The organism is Parasphingopyxis sp. CP4 (assembly GCF_013378055.1).
GTDB lineage: Bacteria > Pseudomonadota > Alphaproteobacteria > Sphingomonadales > Sphingomonadaceae > Parasphingopyxis.
Genome location: NZ_CP051130.1, coordinates 2,872,752 through 2,892,953 on the forward strand (window position 1 = coordinate 2,872,752; position 20,202 = coordinate 2,892,953).

Genomic DNA, 20,202 nt, shown 5'->3' on the forward strand with positions numbered 1-20,202 from the left:
TTAGGCGACTTGCGCCTGTTCTTCTTCCTCTGGATCGCGCAGCACATAGCCACGTCCCCAGACGGTTTCGATGTAGTTTTCGCCGCCCGATGCGAGGCTGAGCTTCTTGCGCAGCTTGCAGATAAAGACGTCGATAATCTTGAGTTCCGGCTCATCCATTCCGCCATAAAGATGGTTGAGGAACATTTCCTTGGTGAGCGTTGTGCCCTTGCGCAGCGAAAGCAGCTCGAGCATCGCATATTCCTTGCCGGTGAGATGAACGCGATTGCCATCCACTTCGACCGTCTTTGCGTCGAGGTTCACGGCAAGCTTACCGGTCTTGATAACCGACTGGCTGTGACCCTTGGAGCGGCGCACCACGGCATGAATGCGGGCGACCAGCTCTTCGCGATGGAACGGCTTGGTGACATAGTCATCGGCGCCAAAGCCGAAGCTGCGAACCTTGCTGTCCATTTCGGCAATGCCGGAAAGAATGAGAACCGGGGTCTGCACCTTGGAGAGACGCAGCTTTTTCAGCACGTCATAGCCGTGCATGTCAGGCAGATTGAGGTCGAGCAATATGATATCGTAATCATAGAGCTTACCGAGATCGAGGCCTTCTTCGCCAAGATCGGTTGTATATACATTAAAGCCTTCGGTCGTCAGCATCATCTCGATGCTCTTTGCCGTGGTAGGCTCGTCTTCGATCAGCAACACACGCATCAGGTCACCCCTTAGTTGTGGCACCGAACGAGACGCCGTCTCGAACGGCTCGGTGCAATTCATTAACCATCGAAGATATGAACGTAAAAGGTTAAAGGCCGGTTAACTCCACGAGTCGCGAACCTGTGACATTTTCGACTCACTCCGCTTTTGGAGCGGAAATCCGGCTGTCTGCGCACTTTTTTGTGAGTGTTTCGGCAAGATAATCTAACAAAAGCGTTACGCGCGCGGGTCGTTCAGACCCCGGTGGAGTTACAAGATGCAGCGCAATAGGGGGCGCGGACCAGTCCGTTAGCAAGGGTATTAACTCGCGATCCGGATCATGGTCTGCCAACATGAAATCCGGAATTATTGCGATCCCGAGCCCGGCCTTGAGCGTCGACATCATCGCATCGCTATTATTGGCGCGCAGCGGTCCGCTTGGTCGGACATGCACCTCTTCGCCGTTTTTACCGGTAAAGCGCCAGCTCTCCGGGTTGGGGAGATAGGCATAGCAAAGGCACTCATGATCCTTGAGGTCGGATGGGTGCTTCGGCTCGCCCCAGCGTTCCAGATAGTCGCGCGATGCCACGAGATGGCGATCGACCGGGCCAAGCCGGCGCGCCTTGAGGCTACTATCTGCCAATGCCCCGATGCGCAGCGCCGCATCGAAACCGCCACCCACTATATCGACCAGATCGTCGCTGAGATGGAGATCGATCGCGATATCGGGATAGCGCGCAAGGAAATCGGGCAAGACAGAGCCAACATGCGCGATCCCGAAGCTCATCGGCGCAGCCAGTCGCACCAGCCCGCGCGGATTGCTCGCTTCATCGCGCGCTGCATCCTCGGTTTCTTCGCCCAGGCTCAACAGCTGCTGCGCGCGTCCGGCCAGATCCCGGCCGCTTTCGGTGAGGGAGAGATGCCGCGAGCTGCGGTGGAGCAGCTGTACGCCGAGCGCCTTTTCCAATCGCGTAACGGCTTTCGAGACGGTGGCCTTGGACACACCGATATCCTCGGCCGCCGCGGTAAAGGATCGCAGCTCTACGACTTTGGCGAAAATCGCCCAGGCTTCGAGATCGGGAAGATTAGGCATAATATCGAAACAATGAGTTTCCAACGTTTCTATTTTCGCATCCATGCCGCCGCCCTATCTGAGTGTCAACGACTGACATGCAGATGGAGACAGACGATGATTGAGAAACGTTCCTTTTCCAGCCTTGGCCACGCCGATCATGGCTGGCTCAACGCCCGGCACCATTTTTCCTTTTCCAGCTATCAGGATCCGGACCGCATGGGATGGGGCAGCTTGCGCGTCTGGAATGATGACGAGATCGCACCGCAAAGCGGTTTCCCGACCCACCCCCATCGCGACATGGAAATCATCACCTATGTCCGCCAAGGGGCGATCACGCACCGCGATTCAGTGGGCAATGAAGGCCATACGCTGGCTGGCGATGTCCAGGTGATGAGTGCCGGTACCGGTATCCAGCACAGCGAGTTCAATCTCAGCGATGAGGAAACCCGTCTGTTCCAGATCTGGATCGAACCGACCGAAAAAGGCGGAACGCCGCGTTGGGATGCCAAGGAGTTTCCCAGGGGCGACCGGGCCGGTTCGCTCGAGGTGCTGGCCAGTGGCTTCGATGAAGACCTTGAAATTGGTGCGCTCTGGATCCGGGCCGATGCCCGGCTGTCCGGCGCTACCCTGACCAAGGGTGATGCAATCACGCATGCGCTTGCGGACGGTTATCGCGGCTATCTGGTTGTGTCCGAAGGTCGGTTGCGCGTGAACGGTGTCGATCTCGATACCCGCGATGCAGCTGCCATCTCTGACATCACAGAACTCAGCATCGAAGCGATAGATGATGTCGAGTTCCTGCTCGCCGAAGTGCCGGCGGTTGCGCACTGAAGGGAAGAGGGGCCATTTGGTCCCTCTTTTCTTTACCCTTCTCCCCTCATCCAAACCCATTGGAGTGTCTAATGACCGATCTTTCTTCCCCCAATATCCTCCGTATCGATGCCAGCGGTCGCCATGACGGCTCGGCCTCACGTGCGCTTGGCGATCATCTTGTCGCGCAATTGAAAGCCAAGCACCCGGGCGCCAGTGTGGCGGCGCGCGACCTTGCGCCAGGTGTGCCCTTTGTCGATGCCGACTGGATCGGCGCCAATTTCACCCCTGCCGAGGCACGGACGGATGAGCAAAGCGCCAAGCTCGCTGTTTCCGATGCGCTGATCGAAGAAATTGAAACGGCGGATATCCTGGCCATCGATACCCCGATCTATAATTTCGGCCCGCCGGCCGTTCTGAAAGCCTGGATCGACATGGTCGCCCGGGCCGGCAAAACCTTCCGCTACACTGAAAATGGACCTGTCGGACTGCTGGAAGGCAAAAAGGCCTATATCGCGATCGCCAGCGGTGGAACGGAAGTCGGGAGTGATATCGATTTCCTAAGCGGCTATCTGCGCCACTTTCTCGGCTTTATCGGCATCAGCGATGTCGAGCTCTTTGCGGCCGATCAGATGATGATGCGCGGCGCGGACCGGATCGATCATGCCAAAGCCGAGATCGAGGCAGCTATCTGAGTCCTGCCTTGCGGATCAGGCGGGAGCCTGTCACTGCCGCTCCATGCTCAGTGATCGGATCCTATGTGTCGATGGCGAGGCGATCGTCATCGACAAGCCTGCCGGGCTGGCGGTCACTCGCCCGAAGCGCGGTGGCGATTGTGTCGAGGATCGGCTTGGCGAATTGCGATTGAACTTCAAACGCGAACCGATGATTGTCCATCGGCTGGACCAGGATACCAGTGGCTGTTTGCTCCTCGCCCGCAATCCCAAAGCGCTCAAGCGCTTCAATCGTACCTTTGAAGCCGGGGTCGTCGAGAAAATCTATTGGGCGGTGCTCGATGGCGTGCCGGATGGCGAGACCGGATTGATCGATATGCCACTGGCAAAACGATCGACGAAGGAACGGGGCTGGTGGGTCGAAGAAGATCCGCGCGGCAAGGCTGCCCGCACCCACTGGTCGATACTGGCCCAGAAGGCTGGACGGGCGCTGGTCGAGTTCCGACCCGAAACCGGGCGGACCCATCAGCTCCGGGTCCATGCGCAACTTGGCCTTGGTATCCCGATCATCGGTGATCCGGTCTATGGGACATCTGCCTCCCACATGTTGTTACACGCCCGTGCGCTCACCGTGCCTCGGGACACCAAGCCAGCAATTGAAGCGGTGGCGCCGCTTCCCGATCATTTTGGCGATTGGAAAACCAACTAGTCGAACTGGCCGGGCGAAATCCGGAAAGTTTCGATTGGAATATACTCGTTCACCTCGAAATCGGTATAGATGAAGTCATAGGCGCGCACGCCATTGAGCCAGCTGCGCGTCCGGCCGGGCTGGACCCAGCTAATCCCGTCCTTGGTGAAGAAATTGTCGAAACGCCGTTCGTGAAAGCCGCGCGGGGTTGCAAAGGCAACGCGCGCCATACGGTAATCATCCTTGCGCAGGGAAAAGACGCCGCGACCACCACTTGGATCTATCACCGTTACAGAAAATACCGGTGCGCCGTCGACATGATCATCGGGCTCGCGTTCCAGGCTGTATCCATCGTCCAGTGCAAAACGGAACATGCCAAAGCCCATCGAAGTGCGCCAAAACGGGCTGTCAGCCCCTTCACCGGTCGGTCCATTCACATCATAGGTTTCGCTGCCGTCAAAGGCGATCTGCAAGCGTGGCTCGCCATCGACAAAGGAGGAAACCCGGATCTGCCCATCGGCGAGATGGCCATCAGGTTTGGTATCGGGATGGATACGCCACAGGTCATAGGGGTCGTGCCGGATCGGCTCTCCCGGCCCATCGGGATATTCGAGCAGGTGGCCGTGCAGGTGATAGCTGGTCGGGCGAAGCCATTGATCACCGCCCATTGCGGCCTGCGCGCGGCGGACAATCTCTGCGGCATCCAATGCCTGATCATCGCTCGACTGTGCGAGCGCCGCCGTGAGTGGCAATGCGGTGGCGACGCCGGTTGCCCCGCAAATCTGGATGAATGTCCTGCGTTCCATGGCCTGTGTCTCTCCCTTATCCCCTGTTGCCACACTATCGACTTGATTGACGATGACCAAGCGCCGCTATTTGGACAGTGCGCGCCTCCTTCGGTTAGGAGGGCGACATGGCCCGGTTCGACCTATCCTCCATTCCTGCCGATGCGATCGAAGAGCGTCATCTTTCGGGCACCGGCCCGGGCGGGCAGAATGTGAACAAGGTGGCGACGGCGGTGCAGCTGCGCGTCGACGTGTTCGCGCTCGGCCTCGCGCCCGCTGTCTACCGCCGGCTGAAGGATCTCGCCGGGACCCGGCTTACCGCAGCTGGTGTATTGGTGATCACCGCCCGGGCGCATCGCACGCAGGAGGCCAATCGACGCGATGCAATGGCGCGACTATCAGAATTGCTTGGCAAAGCGCATGAGCGGCCAGCGCGTCGGATCAAGACCAAACCGAGCCGCGCGGCCAAGGCGCGCAGGGTGGACAGCAAAAAGGTTCGCGGGCAGGTCAAGAAAGCGCGATCCAAACCGCGTCTCGACTGAGCGGCGACCGACGGAAAGAATTGCATGCATAGCTTCGATATTGCCGGATCAAGCGACAAGCCCGCTCTCTATGCAGATTTGCGCTCAGCGCTGGATGGGCTGACGGCGGACGAGCCAGATCCAATTGCCAATATGGCCAATATGGCGGCGCTCCTTTGGGAATATCTGCCGGACATCAACTGGGCCGGTTTTTATCGGGCGATTGATGGCGAACTGGTGCTGGGCCCGTTTCAGGGGAAAACGGCCTGTATTCGCATTGCGATAGGCGCCGGCGTCTGCGGGACGGCGGCGGCGTCGCGCGAAACACAGCTCGTGGATGATGTCGACGCCTTTCCCGGCCATATTCCCTGCGATGCCGCCTCAGCATCCGAGCTAGTCGTCCCGATCATCGTCAAGGGCGATCTGATCGGCGTGCTCGATATCGACAGCCCGAACAGGGCTCGCTTCGATGCCGATGATGCGGCCGGGTGCGAAGCGCTGGTCGCACTGATCGGTCCTCGGATAGTCGGCTAAGCGCCTGATTGCCCCCATTTGCACTGGTTCATTTCGGGACAACATTAACCCTTAGTCGCGTGGAATAGCCGTCTGAAAACTGTTAAGAAACTATGAACGCCGGGGGGATTGATAGCCTTCCGACTGATTGTTTCTATGGGAAGGGCATTTCATGCGTAGCTTAGCTTTTCTGGGCCTTTTGACCTCGGTTGCACTGATTCCGGCGCCTGTTGCGGCGCAAAGCGACTCAGGCGCGGCTGCGCCCAACGCAGCCGTTGCCATGGCGGCCCAAGGCATGCGCGGGGCGAACCGGATGCGCGGTAATTATCGGATGCGGGGGAATCACGGAATGCGCCGGATGCATCGCGGAAACTTCCGCCGCTTCCATCGCGGCACGCGTTTTTTTGGATCGGGCGCGCGTTTTTATACCGGGGGCTTTGTTCCGCGCTATTATCTCGCGCCGCGCTATTATGTGATCAACTGGGCGCATTATGGCCTGGGCCAACCGGGTTACGGCCATCGCTGGGTTCGCCACTACAATGATGCCTATCTGGTCGATCAGTACGGCCGGGTGTCCGACAGCCGCTATGATGTCGGCTATGAGGGCGATCGCTATTATGACGACCGCTACAATGACGACCGGCGTGACTATCGCGACGATGACGATCGGCGTGGCGGCAATGCCGGTGACACGGTTGCCGGTGCGATTGCTGGCGGTGTGATTGGCGGCGTCGCGGGCAATCTGATTGCTGGCGCAGGAGACCGAACCGAAGGCACGATCATCGGTGCAGCTGTCGGCGCGATCGCAGGTGGTGCGATTGGCAACGCGGCCGGACGCAATGATCGTCGCGGCGGCTATGACGATCGCTACTATAATGATCGCGTGCCCGAATATGTCGGCGATGGCGATTTCTATCCGCCAGCAGCGCCAGGCTATGGCCAGCAAGGCAATCCATATCTCGGCTATCAACCCGCTTCGACGGTGCAGACAACGGTCACCGTAAATGGTGTGACGACGCATGCGTCGCAGACTGTGGGCGGCATCACGCAGAGTTCGACCACCACGGTGGTGACAAGTGGTTGCTGCCGTCCCCGGACGACAGTAGTGACAACGCCGCAAACCCATCATGCGCGCCATCAGGGCCATGCACATACGAGCGGCCATCACGCCGAGCATCGACCGCACCATGCCACTAGTCGGCGCGACGCACATCCGCACACGGCCCAGCATCATGCGCAACATCCGCATCAGCATGGGCCGACGCCAGTTGCCTATGCACCCGATCAGCCATTGCCAGGACCGGCACCGCAGCTCGATGTCCCGAACCCGCCGGAGCGGACAATCAACTTTATCGAAGAGGAAGTGCGCTAAGCACCGCCACGGCTCTGCGGCACTAACCGGCTAGTCTAACCGAGGCGTTCCAGCTCCTCGAAGCTCAGCGCGCCTGGCACCACGATAACCGGGCAGGGGAGTTGTCCCGCTACGTTCCCGGCAAAATGCGAGACCAGCGGACCCGGCGGGCCCTCGGCTGCTGCGCCGAGCATCAGCCCCGCGATATTCCCGCTCTCGTCAATGGCTTCGCGGACCATTTTCGCAGGATCGCCGCGCTTGACGACGATCTTCGGCTGGACACCCGTTGCTTCGACAAGCTCGCCTGCCGCTTGTGCCACGGCCGCCTCAGCGCGCAGCTTGGCTTCGTCTTCGAACGTCGCTTCGACGGCCGCCCAATTCACAAATTCCTGCGGCGGGATCAGCGCAACAATCTCCACCGTCCGGCCAAGCTTGATCGCGCGCACGGCTGCATAGTGCAGCGCGGCGCGTGCCTCTGGCGTTTCATCGATAACGACTAAATAGGTCCGCATTGCGATCCGCTCCCCTCTTGCCGCCAAGACTGGTCGAAACTGAGCCTGCTGGCAAGAAGCGGCGGCCAGAGACCCTGTTCGCAGCGCGGTTTCGCGGCTAGGTTGCGGCCAAGCAGAAGGGGAGAGGCATTCTATGCGCATTGTCGGTTTTTGGCTGGTTTGCATCTTTGCGCTGCTGTTGAGCGCGGTCAGCCTATACGATCTCTATATGACGCTGACGGTCAATCGCGACTATCTTGCGGAATTTCCACCGGAATTCATGGAGATGATCGAAGCATTTCCGGAATGGCGGCGCTTGCTATGGACAACCAGCGTCTTTCTCGGCGTGATCGGTGCGGTGTTGCTGACGCTCCGCAAGATCATGGCAGAGCGGGTGTTCTGGGCCACAGCAGTAACGATGGCGGCGGGCTTTGTTGGCCATGACCTGCCGTTCGGCAACGGGATCGAAGCCTATGGCACCGGCGGCATCATCTTCTCCGTCATTCTGATCGGAATTCAGATACTGTTCGCCCTTTACGCGCGATGGGCAGCGCGGCATGGGTTGATCGGACAAACTCGATCGTCGAATTCAGGGACTGGCAATGCCGATTGAACTCAAAATGCCCGCGCTCTCGCCGACCATGGAGGAAGGCACGCTTTCCAAATGGCTCGTCAAAGAGGGCGATGAGATCAGCTCTGGCGATATCATGGCCGAGATCGAAACCGACAAGGCGACGATGGAATTCGAAGCCGTGGATGAAGGTGTACTCGCCAAGATCCTGGTCGCCGAAGGGACAGACGAAGTTCCCGTCGGCGCGGTAATCGCGATCCTCGCCGAAGAGGATGAAGATGCGAGCAGCATTGAAGCTCCGGCGGCCGCGCCAGCCAAGCCAGCCGCAGCGCCCGAACCAGCCGCTACACCTGCTCCGCCACCACCGGCACCGGCCACTCCGGCTCCCGCAGCGCCTGCACCATCCGCTGCGCCAAGTGGAAGCCGCATCAAAGCAAGCCCGCTCGCTCGCCGTCTCGCCGAGCAAAATGGTCTCGACCTTGCCAGCCTGAGCGGCAGCGGCCCCAAGGGCCGGATCGTCAAAGCCGATATCGATCAGGCGCTGGCCGGTGGCGCGCCCGCCAAGCCAGCCGCTGCAGCTGCTCCTGCCGCAGCCCCGGTCGATGCTGGCGAAATCCCGCACGAGGTCGAAAAACTCTCCAACATGCGCAAGACGATCGCGCGCCGCCTGACCGAAGCGAAACAAACTGTTCCGCATATCTATCTGACAGTCGATATCCGGCTCGATGCGCTGCTGGACCTGCGCAAGGAGCTGAACGCGTCATTGGAGGCGCGCGATATCAAGCTCTCGGTCAATGACCTGCTGATCAAGGCGCTCGCCCAGGCCCTGATCCAGGTGCCGAATTGCAATGTCGCCTTCGATACCGACACGCTGATCAGATTCAGCCGCGCCGATATCTCGGTCGCCGTCAGCATTCCGGGCGGGCTGATCACGCCGATCATCACCGGCGCAGACAGCAAATCCGTTTCGGCGATCTCGCAAGAAATGAAAGAGCTGGCCGGACGCGCCAAGGACGGCAAGCTGCAGCCGCACGAATATCAGGGCGGAACCGCCAGCATCTCCAATATGGGCATGTTCGGCATCAAGCAGTTCGACGCGGTCATCAATCCGCCCCAAGGCATGATCATGGCAATCGGCGCTGGCGAAAAGCGGCCCTATGTCATTGATGACAGCCTGCAGATCGCAACGATCATGAGCGCCACCGGCAGTTTCGACCATCGCGCCATTGACGGCGCGGATGGCGCCCAGCTGATGCAGGCATTCAAACAGCTGGTCGAAAACCCGCTGGGGATGCTGGCATAGGCCGAAGGGACTTGGGATGATGGGATTTTTAAAAGCGACAATCATCGCTGCTGCCCTCCTCGCGGCGCCCGTGCTCGCGCAGTCCAACGACCGCCAGCCGGTGATGATCGGGCTCGACGGGCCGGAATTTGATGCCTGTGGTTCGCTGGGGGAAGTCGCCAACCTCAATCCGCGCGGTGACAATTATCTCTCGGTCCGTGCGCGGCCGACAACCAGCGGGACCGAACTGGATCGTCTGGGCCCCGGCGCGCGCATCCTGATGTGCGATGCGACCACAGATGGCTGGATCGGCGTGGTGTACGATCCCAATGCTGATGAAGATTATTTTGATTGCCAGGCGCTTGGCCTTGAGCCCGAACCGCGGCCCTATACAGGGCCATGCCGGTCTGGCTGGGTCCATGGCGATTATGTGATTGTGATTGCCGGATAGGAAGGAACGCGGCGTGGCCAACCAATATGATCTTATCATCCTGGGCTCGGGTCCCGGCGGTTATGTTGCCGCAATACGGGCAACTCAGCTGGGCCTGAAGGTCGCGATTGTCGAGCGTGAGCGGTTGGGCGGCATCTGTCTCAACTGGGGCTGTATCCCGACCAAGGCGCTGCTCCGGACAAGCGAAATCTATCATTATATGAGCCATGCCGAAGCCTATGGGCTGAAGGCCGACAATCCGGGCTATGATCTCGCCAAGGTGGTCGAGCGTTCGCGCAAAGTTGCCGGCCAGCTCAACCAGGGCGTCACCGGCCTGATGAAGAAGAACAAGGTGGATGTGCATGAAGGGTTCGGCACGATCACCGGCAAAGGCAAGCTGACGGTGAAGGCCGAAGACGGCAAGGCGACGGAGCTCAGTGCCAAATCGATCATGATCGCCACCGGCGCGCGGGCGCGGGACCTGCCGTTCGCAAAGGCCGATGGCAAACGCATCTGGACTTATCGCCATGCAATGGTGCCCGAAGAAGTGCCGTCCAAGCTATTGGTCATTGGATCGGGCGCGATCGGGGTTGAGTTTGCGAGCTTCTATTCGGATCTCGGTGCCGATGTGACGATCGTCGAGATGCTACCCCGCATCCTGCCGGTCGAAGACGAAGATGTGTCGAAACATATGCAAAAGGCGCTCAAGAAGCAGGGCATGACAATCATGACCGGCGCGGGCGTCGAAAAGCTCGAAGCCGGTGCGAAATCGGTCAAGGTCGCGATCAAGGATGCCAAGGGCAAGGTCAGCGAAAGCGAGTTCAGCCATGCGATCGTCGCGATCGGCATTGTTCCCAATACCGAAGATATCGGGCTCGAAGCACTGGGCGTGAAGACCGCCAAGAACGGCCATATCGAGGTTGACGGTTTTGGGCGCACCAATGTCGATGGCATATTGGCAATCGGCGACGTCACCGGCCCGCCCTGGCTCGCGCACAAGGCGAGCCATGAGGGCGTTGTCGCGGTAGAGCAGCTGGCAGGCAAGAATCCGCATCCCTTCACGACTGAAAATATTCCGGGCTGCACCTATTCGCGCCCGCAAGTCGCCTCGGTCGGCCTGACCGAAGCACAAGCCAAGGACGCCGGGCACACTGTCCGCGTCGGCAATTTCCCCTTTATCGGTAATGGCAAGGCAATTGCGCTGGGCGAAGCGGATGGGTTCGTCAAAACCGTGTTTGATGCCAAGAGCGGCGAACTGCTTGGAGCGCATATGATTGGCGCGGAGGTCACCGAGCTCATCCAGGGCTATGCCGTGGCGCGCCAGTTGGAAACGACCGAAGCCGAGCTGATGGAAACTGTCTTCCCGCATCCCACGCTCAGCGAAATGATGCATGAAAGCGTGCTCGACGCCTATGATCGGGTGCTGCACATCTAAGTCACGCTAATAAGGACATTGCCCATGATTTTCCGGATTGTCGCCGCGCTATCGCTGTTTCTGGCCCCATTGGCGGCGCAGGCCGAGACGCTCGTGGTCACCGCCGATCGCATGATCGATGTGCTTGAGGGTGAGACTATCGACAATCCGGTGGTGGTGGTGACCGATGGCCGGATCACAGCTGTTTCGAGTGGAGCGCTTCCAGCTGATCTGGCCGAGGATGCAGAGCGTCTCGATTTGCCGGGAATGACCCTGGTTCCGGGCCTCATCGATATGCATGTCCATCTGACGACAACGCCGCGGATCGGCGGCTATCGCCGGCTCGAATATACCGACAGCTTCTGGCTGACCTTGGGGGTGCCCAATGCGCGGGCGATGCTCGAATCCGGCTTTACGACGATCCGCAATGTCGGAGCGTCGGATTATGCCGATGTCGCCCTGCGCCAGGGCATCAATAGCGGCTTCTATCCCGGGCCGCGCATCGTCGCCGCCACTCGGTCCTTTGGTGTGACGGGCGGGCATTGCGATATGAATGGCCTGCCGCCGTCTCTGGTGCTGCGCGATGGCGAGCGCGGTGTGAATGGTCCGGAGGCGGTTCGCCTCCAGGTGCGCCAGAACCGGCGCTATGGTGCGGATGTGATCAAGATTTGCGTCACCGGTGGCGTTTTCTCGCGCGGAACCGAAGTCGGCATGCAGCAAATGTCAGCCGAGGAGGTTCGCGCGGCGGTTGAAGAAGCGCATATGCTTGGCATGCGGGTCGCCGCCCATGCGCATGGCAATGCGGGTATCCGCACCGCTATTGAGGCTGGTGTCGATACGATCGAACATGCCAGCTATCTCGACGATGAAACGATCCGCATGGCGATTGCGCGCGGGACATTCTTCTCAATGGATATCTACAACACCGAATATACGCTGAGCGAAGGCGAGGCGAACGGGGTGCTGGAAGAAAATCTCGCCAAGGAGCGCCAGGTCGGCACGATCCAGCGGCAGAGTTTTCAGCGTGCGGTGGAACTTGGCGCGCGCCATGTCTTTGGTTCAGATGCCGGCGTCTATCCGCACGGTACCGGCGGGCGACAATTTGCGCGCATGGTGCGCTTCGGGATGACACCGCTCCAGGCTATCCAGGCGGCGACAGCGAATGCCGCTGAGGCGCTGGACCGCACGGCCGATGTCGGTGCAATCGCACCGGGTCGCTATGGCGATATCATTGCCGTGGATGGTGATCCGCTGACAGACATCACGGCCCTTGAAGACGTGGATGTCGTCATCAAGGGCGGCGATGTGGTGCTGGACAGGCGCTAAAACGCCTGAAGCAATATGTGATTAGAGCGCTGTCGCCTGAGACGGCTTGGCCGCTGCGTCAGCCGGCTTTTCATCGACCAGTTTCAGCGATGCGTCCTTAGCGGGCTTTGGCTCTTCTTTTTTCAGAGTGCCGGCGCTTTTGTGCCGGAAGCTGCCTTCGACATGGCCGCCAGCTTCGATGCTGAGCTTTTCATAAGTAACATCGCCAATGACTTTCGCTGATGCTTCAACGATCAGTTCCTTGGCCATGATCGACCCTTCAACGCGGCCAGCGACCCGGGCTTGTTCAGCGCTGATTGCGCCTTTCACCGAGCTGTTGGCTGCCTGGACGAGCGTGGCGCAGCGAATATCGCCTTCGACACGGCCATCGACATGAAGATCGACGGACGCGTCGATATCGCCGGTTACGGTGACGTCCGAGCCGATGACCGAGAAGGTCGACCGGTTATCAGAGCTCGACGGAATTGCCATTTCTTCGTTCTGCGACGGATTGGATTTCGAGAACATCGCGATCTGCCTCCAATAGGGGCCGCGGATTTACCGCACGGCCATTGATGCGCACTTCATAGTGCAGGTGCGTAGCAGTTGAGCGGCCTGAGCTGCCCATTCTGCCAATTCGATCCCCCCGATCGACTTGCTCCCCGACTCGAACACTAATAGCAGAAAGATGGGCGTAACGGGTAATTACCCCGGCGCCGTGATCGATTTCGATCGTCCGGCCATAGCCGCCCTTCCATCCTGCAAAACTCACACGGCCCGGCCCGGTGGCGAGAATGCCTGTGCCGTGGCTGCCGCGAAAATCGATGCCGTTATGCATGGCGCGGCCCCGGGTGAAGGGATCGCGGCGCAGGCCAAATGGGCTGCTCATCGCGCCATAAGCGGTCGGCTTGGCGGACGGGATTGCACGAAGCGAAAGCTCCATCACCGCGAGCCGGTTGAGCGCAATTTCAAGATCAGCGATTTCGCTGTCGATCGCACCATCCAAGGTCATCGCCGTGCGGATCGGCTCGAGCGGACCACCCTGTGCCTGGCGGCTCATCACGCGGGGGTCGAAACCGAATTCGCGAATGGCGGCCGCTGTGCGTGCGGTGCGTTCTTCAACGGCGCCGCGCAGCGCTCGTGCAAAGGCGACTTGATACTCTTCCAGTTCGCGCAGGGCAGCGGCTTCTGGAATGGCTTCGCCGACTTCGTCCGTTTCTTCGCCGCCTTCGCCTTCGGTCTCATCAATTTCGAGATTGCCGAAATGACGGCGGACCAGGGCATCAAGCACTTGCTGGCGGCGTTCGACGCGGGCCACTTGATCTTCGACCGAGCCGCGATATTCGGCGACGCGCTCGGCGGTTTCGGTGACTTGCTGTTCGCGCTGGTCGAGAGCGATTCGGTCGCTCGCGCCTTTCACCTGCAGTCCGACCATGACCAAGGTGAAGGCCAGCCAGCCAACCAGGCCAGCGGCCACGATCGAAACGACGCGGATCTGTAATTTACTGGAAATCCTGAAGAAACGGAGCTTGCCGCCGGAGCGGATATGTAGCTCATGATCAGGAAAAAGGCCCTTAAACCGAGACCATAGTCCCGGGCCTTCCACTTCGTTTTTCGACACGTGCAACCCTGCGAATTGTAATTTGTGTAGTCCCGCTAGCAACAAAGTGTTTAAATCGCGAATCTATCGAACGCGACCACGATGAATCGTTGGCGAGTCACGTCGAGTCGACGAAATCGCCAGAACAGGCGGGGTTTGGGCTTTAGATTTTCCTGTTGAACCGCCGCTGAACGTGCCTATAGCGCGATATGGCCAAAGGTACGCATGATCATAAAGACGATCCCCGCAATGCGGTGGTTTTCATCAATATAAATGGCGAGCTGGTGCCGCGCGCCGAGGCGATGGTCTCGGTTTTCGATTCCGGTTTCATGCTTGGCGATGGGGTCTGGGAAGGCCTGCGCGTACATCAGGGTCGCATCGCCTTTCTCGACCAGCATATGGATCGACTGTTTGAAGGCGCCAAGGCGATCGACATGGACATCGGTATCGATCGGGCGACACTGGAGCAGCGGCTCTATGATACGCTTGATGCGATGGACGATACCGAAGGCGTCCATATTCGCCTGATGGTAACCCGCGGCATTCGCTCGACACCCTATCAGGATCCCCGGGTCATCATCTCCCCGGCAACGATCGTGATCGTCCCGGAATATAAAGAGCCGCTGCCGGAGATTATCGAGCGCGGCATCAGGCTGTTCACCGTGCATGTCCGGCGCGGCGATCCGGCCGTGCAGGACCCGAAGCTCAATTCGCATTCCAAGCTCAACTGCATCACCGCCTGTATCCAGGCGACCAAAGCCGGTGCTGACGAAGCACTGATGCTGGATCCGCAGGGCTTTGTTGCGACGTGCAATTCGACCCATTTCTTCATCGTCCGCGGCGGTGAAGTCTGGACATCGAGCGGTGATTATTGCCTCGGCGGGATTACCCGCGGCACGGTGATCGACCTGTGCCAACAAGCCGATATCCCGGTGTTTGAAAAGAATTTCTCGCTCACCGATGTCTATGGTGCAGACGAAGCGTTTGTCACCGGGACTTTCGCTGGCCTTGTGCCCGTTACCGAGATTGACGGGCGCAGCCTGACAGCGGCTCGCGGGCCGATGGTGGAGCGGCTGCAGCAGCTCTACACCGCGCGGCTTGCGGCAGATACGGCGGCCCGATCCCGCCCATGACGATCCGGATTTCCATGTGGTCGGGGCCGCGTAATATCTCAACGGCGATGATGCGCAGTTTTGGCGCCCGCGCCGACACATTTGTCAGCGATGAACCCTATTATGGAGCCTATTTGAAGGATACCGGATTTGCCCATCCGATGGCCGATGAGATCATCGAAGCGATGGATTGCGACTGGGCTTCACTGACGCGTACGCTGAACGGCGATCCGGCGGACGGGAGCGCCATCTGGTACCAAAAGCATATGCCGTCCGAGATGGTCGGTTCGGTGGGGATCGGCGATCTTGCCGACCATCGCCATGCCTTCCTCATTCGCGATCCCGCGCGGATGATCGCGAGCTATGACAAGAAGATGGAAGAGGTGACCTTCGAGGATATGGGCGTTGAGCGCCTGCATCTTTTCTTTCGGATGGAAGCCGATCGCCTGGGTTATGCGCCGCCGGTGGTGGAGGGCGCCGATATTCTTGATGCACCCGGGCCGATGCTGGAGGCGCTATGCCAGGCGCTCAGCATTCCGTTCGATCCGGCGATGCTCCAATGGGAACCGGGTCGGCGCGATACGGACGGCGTGTGGGCACCGCATTGGTATAATCGTGTCGAAGAGAGCACCGGATTTGAAGGTGATGATCGCGGGCCGGTAGAGATTCCCGCCGGATATGAGGCACTCTATGAGCGTTGCCGCCCGCATTACGAGGCGCTCAAATCCTATAAAATCGAGCTATAGCGCTTCTAGTCAATCCGTTCACTGCGGCGCGCACGCCGCCTTGCTCTCCCAGCTGGCATCTCCTGCAAGGCTCATCTGCGAAACTTGCCCATTCTCCAGCGCATTTACCCAGCTGGTGATCAGCGGTTGAATCAGCCGGAAGTTGGGACGGTGGCGGACGCCGGTAATGATTGCGAGCGCGGCCGGAGAACAGGTCGCACGATAGAGCCGTTCCGAATTGTCGGGCTCGACATAATTGTCGTCCGCGCCATGGATGAACAACAGCGGTTCCTCGACCCCAGCCAGCGCGACGATGCTCTCCCAGCTATCGGGGATCAGTATCTCGCTGAAATAGGGGGCCGCCTCGCCAAGATCACTGAACGTGCCAAGCGTGATCACACCGTCCAGCGCCTCGCGCGCGGCCAGTTGGATGGCAACGGCGCCCCCCAGCGAATGGCCGAATACATAGATATCGCCATCGGTACCCGTTTGCTGTTCAGCATAGCGGAAAAAGGCTTGCGCATCGGTGATCAGTCCAGTTTCGTTGGGTGATCCGGGATTATCGTTGAACCCGCGATAGGAGGCGACGAGCACGCCGCGTCCGGCCTCGACCAGGCGCTGCACATAGCCGGCCATCCGCCCGGCATTATCGCGTCGGCCATGAAGCACGAGAATGATATCCGATTGGCCCTCCGCTGGTGTCCAATAGAGGCCGACAAGATCCAGGCCATCCTCCGTCGTGACGGAAATCTGGTCTGGAGCTGGGCCATCCCATTCCGGTGTTGCGATTGGGCCAACCGGCGGCGCATATAATTGGGCACGCGCGAATTGGGCACATCCCGATTGTGCGACAAGCAGCGCAATGGCCACCACGAACAAAAGGGCGAAGTGCAAACGAGTCATGGAAACCGGCTAAGCCTTTTTGTCTTAACCGGAACTGTCTGGAGCGGGATTGGCCTCGGGATCGATCCAATTCGCATCGGGCAGTTCATAAAGCTGGTCGAATATATCCATCGGAATCCCAAATGGTCGTCCATTGCCTGAGTTCCACAAGACGGCCACACCGGTCCGCCGGGCCGGATCAATCATGATCATCGCGCGATATCCACGGACCGCGCCGCGATGGGTGATCACCGTGCGTCCTGCATAATCGTACACACGCCAGCCAAGCGCATAACGGGTATAGGAAATCCGCTCGGCATAGCGCCGGTTACGACGATCCTCGCGCTCGGTGCGGGCCTGCGGTTGGTGGATAGCCGCTAACAGATCGGGCGACAGGACTTCGGGTGCACCATTGACCTGGGCCTGCATCCAGATGGCGAGGTCGCGGATGGACCCATTTACGCCGCCGGCGGCCGGGATCCGATAATAAGGCTCGACGACTTCGACTTCCTCACCCGCGCCGCGATGGCTGCGCGCCCAGCTGGCACTCTCAAACAATCCCCGGCGCGAGACGCTTGCCGTGCTCATGCCCAAGGGTCGGAAAAGCCGATCCTCAAGGCTCGCTTCAAAGCTTTGACGGGTCAGGTTCTGGACAATCTCGCTGGCCGCATCGAAACCGATATTCTGATAGCGATGGCAGGTGCCCGGCGGGCAGGCGACGCGATGGCTGGCAAGTGCGGTGCGCAGGATGAAGGGGTCCTCTCCATCCTCGAGCCGATTATCGAGCGCATTGCGTTCAATACCGAGCCGGTGGGAGAGCAGGTCGGCAATGCTGATCCGGTTCTGGCCGCGCGCCGGCAGCCGGAGCGACGGCGCATATTCGGCCACGCGATCATCGAAGCTGAGCGCACCATCTTCGACCAGCAGGCCGATCATAGAGGCGGTGACGCCCTTTGAGAGCGACGCCCAGCGGAACACCGTATCCGCCGTCACCGGCTCTCCACTGTCGTGGAGCGTCTCGCCATAGCCTTTGGCAAATGTGATCTCGCCATTTTCCATGACCGCAACGGCAAGGCCGACCATGGTCTCGACCTCCATCAGTGCGGTGATGCGCCGGTCGATCTCATTATAGTCGACCAAGCCTGATCGACCGTCGAGCGCCAGGATTTCGGCATTGTCTGTAGTCGCGACATCGTCAGGTGGGCTGAGGCTGATGGTCAGGCCCTTGGGCGCGGCAACCGAGGGAAGTGGGCCGGATATCAGCGAGGCCATGGCCAGCGTGCCAAGGGCCACAATGATCAGAGTGATGGGGAGGGCGATCCGATCCATGATGTGCTTGACCCTTTGCCCGGTGACAGTGCGCCGGTCCAGATCAAAGATAGGGCGCTATTGTGGTCTCTTTAGAAAGAATTGGAGCGCCAGACCCGGTGGGGGCGGCGCTCCGTATCGCGTTTCCAAAAACAGTCCTGCGCTTACATATCCATCGCTTCGGCCACTTCGACCGTGCCATGATCCATGATCGGACAGCCTTTGGCCATTTCAATGGCTTGATCGATGGAATCGGCCTGGACGAGCGAATAGCCTGAAATTGGGTTCGCGCCGCCATCATCGGACACGCCGCTGGCCGAGACGGTCTTTGACGGTCCGGCTGGATTGCCGCCATCGACCACAGCATCCCCCAGGCCGCCCAACCAGGCATTCCATTTGGCCATAACTTCAGCCCCTTCTTCCGGTCTCTCCGGCGCTTTGCCGCCATGATAAGCGAATATATATTTAGCCATTACATCGTCTCCTTTATGATGTGGGGTTGCGGAAGTTATCAGGCGAAAAGCCGCTCCAGTTTGACGAAGGTCGACGTCCATCCTTCGCCATGGTTGGTGACGCTTTCTTCGTCCGGCAGGCCGGAATGGATCATCTTGAAGCGGGTGCCGCCTTCGCCGTCGTCCGCGACTTCGAAGCGAACCAGGCTTTCAAGACCGCGCTCGTCATTCTCGTCATGCCAGGCCCAGCTAAATTCGACGCTGTTCGGCGCATCATGGGCAATGACTTCGCCCGACACCTTATAGTTGGCGCCTTCGGCATTGGTCATCGTTGAATGCCAACGGCCCGGTTTCGACAGGTCGAGATTATGCTCTGAGACAATCAGGCCTTCGGGACCCCACCATTGCAGGATGTAATCGGTGTTCGTCAGATATTCGAAGACCGTATCCGGGGTCGCCGGGAAGGTCCGTTCCAGTTTCAACTCGCTCATTGTTTTTCACTTTCCTGATCAAGCATCGCAGCGAGGCGATCGAAGCTGCCTTGCCAGAATGCCTTGTGGCTCATCGTCCAGGCGCTGATCGCTTGTACGGTTTCGGGTCGGACCGCGTAGATACGCTGTTGTTTGTCGACCCGCTGGACGACAATGCCGGCGTTGCGCAGGACCTTGAGGTGACGCGAAATGGCGGGTGCCGAAATCGACACGCCCTGTTGCAGACTGCCGGCGTTCAGTTCGCCTTCGCGCAGCAAGCGTTCGACGATTGCAAAACGGGTAGGTTCGCCGAGCGCGGCAAAGACACTGGTAAGATTGGACACGGGCACCTCATTGATTCGCTATCTTGTTAATTAACATAAACGCGAAATATAATGAGTCAAGCTATCCCGTCAGTGCCTGTGTGACCCTGTGACCCAGTTCCGGCAGGACATCCTCTGCAAACCAGGGATTCCTCGCCATCCAGATATTGTTGCGGGGGCTGGGATGGGGGAGCGGCAGGATCTCGGGCGCATAGTCGCGCCACTGTTTGACCGTGTCTGTCAGTGTGGCGGGCGTTTCATCCAAGTGCCAGGCCATCGCATATTGGCCGATGACCAAAGTGAGCTGGATATTCGTCAGTTCTGCCAATAGCTTTTCCCGCCAATTCTCCGCGCAGCGGGGTGGGGGAGCCAGGTCGCCGGATTTTCCGGTACCCGGGTAGCAAAAGGCCATCGGCAGGATCGCAATCTTGGTCGGATCGTAAAATGTATCGCGATCGACGCCCATCCAGTTCCGCAATCGATCGCCGCTTGCATCGTCAAAAGGAATGCCGCTGGCCTGCACCTTTCGACCCGGAGCTTGACCCGCGATCAGGATCCTGGCGTCGCGATGCACCTGAACGACCGGGCGGATCGGTTCGGGAATGGTGCCCGCGCACAAGCGGCAATAGCGGATTGAAGGGAGCAAGGAGTCCAAAGTCATCGGGGTCTTTCTATCCGATCATAGGCGACCGGCCAAAGGCGCAGATAAAAAGGCGGCCTTCCTGCCGGGGAACAG

25 protein-coding genes are annotated in these 20,202 nt (G+C 59.5%); 13 read left to right on the top strand and 12 right to left on the bottom strand.

What is annotated here, in order from left to right; translation table 11 throughout:
- Window positions 1–702 carry a response regulator transcription factor CtrA gene (gene ctrA / locus HFP51_RS14100; RefSeq protein WP_176876341.1) on the bottom strand — a complete coding sequence of 234 codons (702 nt, stop codon included), beginning with the start codon at window positions 700–702 and terminating at the stop codon, window positions 1–3.
- Window positions 703–841: 139 nt separating this feature from the next.
- Complete coding sequence (locus tag HFP51_RS14105) at window positions 842–1,777, bottom strand: LysR family transcriptional regulator (RefSeq protein ID WP_176876342.1); 936 nt, start codon at window positions 1,775–1,777, stop codon at window positions 842–844.
- A gap of 96 nt (window positions 1,778–1,873) precedes the next feature.
- On the opposite strand from HFP51_RS14105, the gene HFP51_RS14110 reads away from it, so the two are divergent.
- From HFP51_RS14110 to HFP51_RS14120, 3 genes are all read left to right on the top strand, one after another.
- Complete coding sequence (locus HFP51_RS14110) at window positions 1,874–2,590, top strand: pirin family protein (protein WP_176876343.1); 717 nt, start codon at window positions 1,874–1,876, stop codon at window positions 2,588–2,590.
- Between the two features lie 71 nt (window positions 2,591–2,661).
- On the top strand, window positions 2,662–3,264 hold the full coding sequence (locus HFP51_RS14115) for an FMN-dependent NADH-azoreductase (protein WP_176876344.1): 603 nt from the start codon (window positions 2,662–2,664) through the stop codon (window positions 3,262–3,264).
- Between the two features lie 43 nt (window positions 3,265–3,307).
- On the top strand, window positions 3,308–3,952 hold the full coding sequence (locus HFP51_RS14120; protein WP_176876345.1) for an RluA family pseudouridine synthase: 645 nt from the start codon (window positions 3,308–3,310) through the stop codon (window positions 3,950–3,952).
- Here HFP51_RS14120 and HFP51_RS14125 read toward each other — a convergent pair.
- Window positions 3,949–4,737, bottom strand: a complete 789-nt coding sequence (locus tag HFP51_RS14125) for a hypothetical protein (protein WP_176876346.1) — start codon at window positions 4,735–4,737, stop codon at window positions 3,949–3,951. The two genes, HFP51_RS14120 and HFP51_RS14125, sit on opposite strands and share 4 nt — an antisense overlap.
- Before the next feature lie 107 nt (window positions 4,738–4,844).
- Here HFP51_RS14125 and arfB point away from each other — a divergent pair, with 107 nt between their 5' ends.
- The 3 genes from arfB (at window position 4,845) to HFP51_RS14665 (ending at window position 7,122) form a co-directional block, all read left to right on the top strand.
- On the top strand, window positions 4,845–5,258 hold the full coding sequence (gene arfB / locus HFP51_RS14130; RefSeq protein WP_176876347.1) for an alternative ribosome rescue aminoacyl-tRNA hydrolase ArfB: 414 nt from the start codon (window positions 4,845–4,847) through the stop codon (window positions 5,256–5,258).
- Window positions 5,259–5,282: 24 nt separating this feature from the next.
- The gene (locus HFP51_RS14135) at window positions 5,283–5,771 is read left to right on the top strand and encodes a GAF domain-containing protein (protein ID WP_176876348.1); all 489 of its coding nucleotides are present in this window, start codon (window positions 5,283–5,285) and stop codon (window positions 5,769–5,771) included.
- A 151-nt stretch (window positions 5,772–5,922) separates the two neighbouring features.
- The gene (locus tag HFP51_RS14665; protein WP_255454690.1) at window positions 5,923–7,122 is read left to right on the top strand and encodes an RcnB family protein; all 1,200 of its coding nucleotides are present in this window, start codon (window positions 5,923–5,925) and stop codon (window positions 7,120–7,122) included.
- A gap of 35 nt (window positions 7,123–7,157) precedes the next feature.
- Here HFP51_RS14665 and HFP51_RS14145 read toward each other — a convergent pair whose 3' ends face one another.
- Window positions 7,158–7,613: a universal stress protein gene (locus HFP51_RS14145; RefSeq protein ID WP_176876349.1), complete on the bottom strand. Its 456-nt coding sequence runs from the start codon at window positions 7,611–7,613 to the stop codon at window positions 7,158–7,160.
- Window positions 7,614–7,746: 133 nt separating this feature from the next.
- Here HFP51_RS14145 and HFP51_RS14150 point away from each other — a divergent pair, with 133 nt between their 5' ends.
- Genes HFP51_RS14150 through HFP51_RS14170 form a run of 5 tightly spaced genes read left to right on the top strand, consistent with a single transcriptional unit; the run spans window position 7,747 to window position 12,615 of the window.
- Window positions 7,747–8,205, top strand: a complete 459-nt coding sequence (locus tag HFP51_RS14150) for a hypothetical protein (protein ID WP_176876350.1) — start codon at window positions 7,747–7,749, stop codon at window positions 8,203–8,205.
- Window positions 8,195–9,466 carry a pyruvate dehydrogenase complex dihydrolipoamide acetyltransferase gene (locus tag HFP51_RS14155; protein WP_176876351.1) on the top strand — a complete coding sequence of 424 codons (1,272 nt, stop codon included), beginning with the start codon at window positions 8,195–8,197 and terminating at the stop codon, window positions 9,464–9,466. The genes HFP51_RS14150 and HFP51_RS14155 overlap by 11 nt, the downstream gene beginning before the upstream one ends.
- A gap of 16 nt (window positions 9,467–9,482) precedes the next feature.
- A complete protein-coding gene (locus HFP51_RS14160) occupies window positions 9,483–9,896 on the top strand; it encodes an integron (protein WP_176876352.1) in 414 nt (137 codons plus the stop codon).
- Window positions 9,897–9,909: 13 nt separating this feature from the next.
- A complete protein-coding gene (gene lpdA / locus HFP51_RS14165; RefSeq protein WP_176876353.1) occupies window positions 9,910–11,310 on the top strand; it encodes a dihydrolipoyl dehydrogenase in 1,401 nt (466 codons plus the stop codon).
- Between the two features lie 24 nt (window positions 11,311–11,334).
- The gene (locus HFP51_RS14170) at window positions 11,335–12,615 is read left to right on the top strand and encodes an amidohydrolase family protein (RefSeq protein WP_176876354.1); all 1,281 of its coding nucleotides are present in this window, start codon (window positions 11,335–11,337) and stop codon (window positions 12,613–12,615) included.
- Between the two features lie 21 nt (window positions 12,616–12,636).
- Here HFP51_RS14170 and HFP51_RS14175 read toward each other — a convergent pair whose 3' ends face one another.
- Window positions 12,637–13,086, bottom strand: a complete 450-nt coding sequence (locus HFP51_RS14175; RefSeq protein ID WP_255454691.1) for a polymer-forming cytoskeletal protein — start codon at window positions 13,084–13,086, stop codon at window positions 12,637–12,639.
- On the bottom strand, window positions 13,064–14,215 hold the full coding sequence (locus HFP51_RS14180; RefSeq protein ID WP_176876356.1) for a M23 family metallopeptidase: 1,152 nt from the start codon (window positions 14,213–14,215) through the stop codon (window positions 13,064–13,066). The genes HFP51_RS14175 and HFP51_RS14180 overlap by 23 nt, the downstream gene beginning before the upstream one ends.
- Before the next feature lie 188 nt (window positions 14,216–14,403).
- Here HFP51_RS14180 and HFP51_RS14185 point away from each other — a divergent pair, with 188 nt between their 5' ends.
- Window positions 14,404–15,327: an aminotransferase class IV gene (locus tag HFP51_RS14185; protein ID WP_176876357.1), complete on the top strand. Its 924-nt coding sequence runs from the start codon at window positions 14,404–14,406 to the stop codon at window positions 15,325–15,327.
- Window positions 15,324–16,052 carry an HAD family hydrolase gene (locus HFP51_RS14190; protein ID WP_176876358.1) on the top strand — a complete coding sequence of 243 codons (729 nt, stop codon included), beginning with the start codon at window positions 15,324–15,326 and terminating at the stop codon, window positions 16,050–16,052. The genes HFP51_RS14185 and HFP51_RS14190 overlap by 4 nt, the downstream gene beginning before the upstream one ends.
- Window positions 16,053–16,070: 18 nt before the next feature.
- On the opposite strand, the gene HFP51_RS14195 is transcribed toward HFP51_RS14190, so the two are convergent.
- From HFP51_RS14195 to HFP51_RS14220, 6 genes are all read right to left on the bottom strand, one after another.
- Complete coding sequence (locus tag HFP51_RS14195; protein WP_176876359.1) at window positions 16,071–16,934, bottom strand: alpha/beta hydrolase; 864 nt, start codon at window positions 16,932–16,934, stop codon at window positions 16,071–16,073.
- 24 nt (window positions 16,935–16,958) lie between these two features.
- The gene (locus tag HFP51_RS14200) at window positions 16,959–18,242 is read right to left on the bottom strand and encodes a serine hydrolase (protein ID WP_176876360.1); all 1,284 of its coding nucleotides are present in this window, start codon (window positions 18,240–18,242) and stop codon (window positions 16,959–16,961) included.
- Window positions 18,243–18,385: 143 nt separating this feature from the next.
- Complete coding sequence (locus HFP51_RS14205; protein WP_176876361.1) at window positions 18,386–18,694, bottom strand: YciI family protein; 309 nt, start codon at window positions 18,692–18,694, stop codon at window positions 18,386–18,388.
- 38 nt (window positions 18,695–18,732) lie between these two features.
- On the bottom strand, window positions 18,733–19,164 hold the full coding sequence (locus HFP51_RS14210) for an SRPBCC domain-containing protein (protein WP_176876362.1): 432 nt from the start codon (window positions 19,162–19,164) through the stop codon (window positions 18,733–18,735).
- Window positions 19,161–19,487 carry a helix-turn-helix transcriptional regulator gene (locus HFP51_RS14215; protein WP_176876363.1) on the bottom strand — a complete coding sequence of 109 codons (327 nt, stop codon included), beginning with the start codon at window positions 19,485–19,487 and terminating at the stop codon, window positions 19,161–19,163. Before HFP51_RS14215 ends, HFP51_RS14210 begins: the two co-directional genes overlap by 4 nt.
- Window positions 19,488–19,548: 61 nt before the next feature.
- Window positions 19,549–20,127 carry a uracil-DNA glycosylase family protein gene (locus HFP51_RS14220; protein ID WP_176876364.1) on the bottom strand — a complete coding sequence of 193 codons (579 nt, stop codon included), beginning with the start codon at window positions 20,125–20,127 and terminating at the stop codon, window positions 19,549–19,551.
- Window positions 20,128–20,202 lie beyond the last annotated feature (75 nt).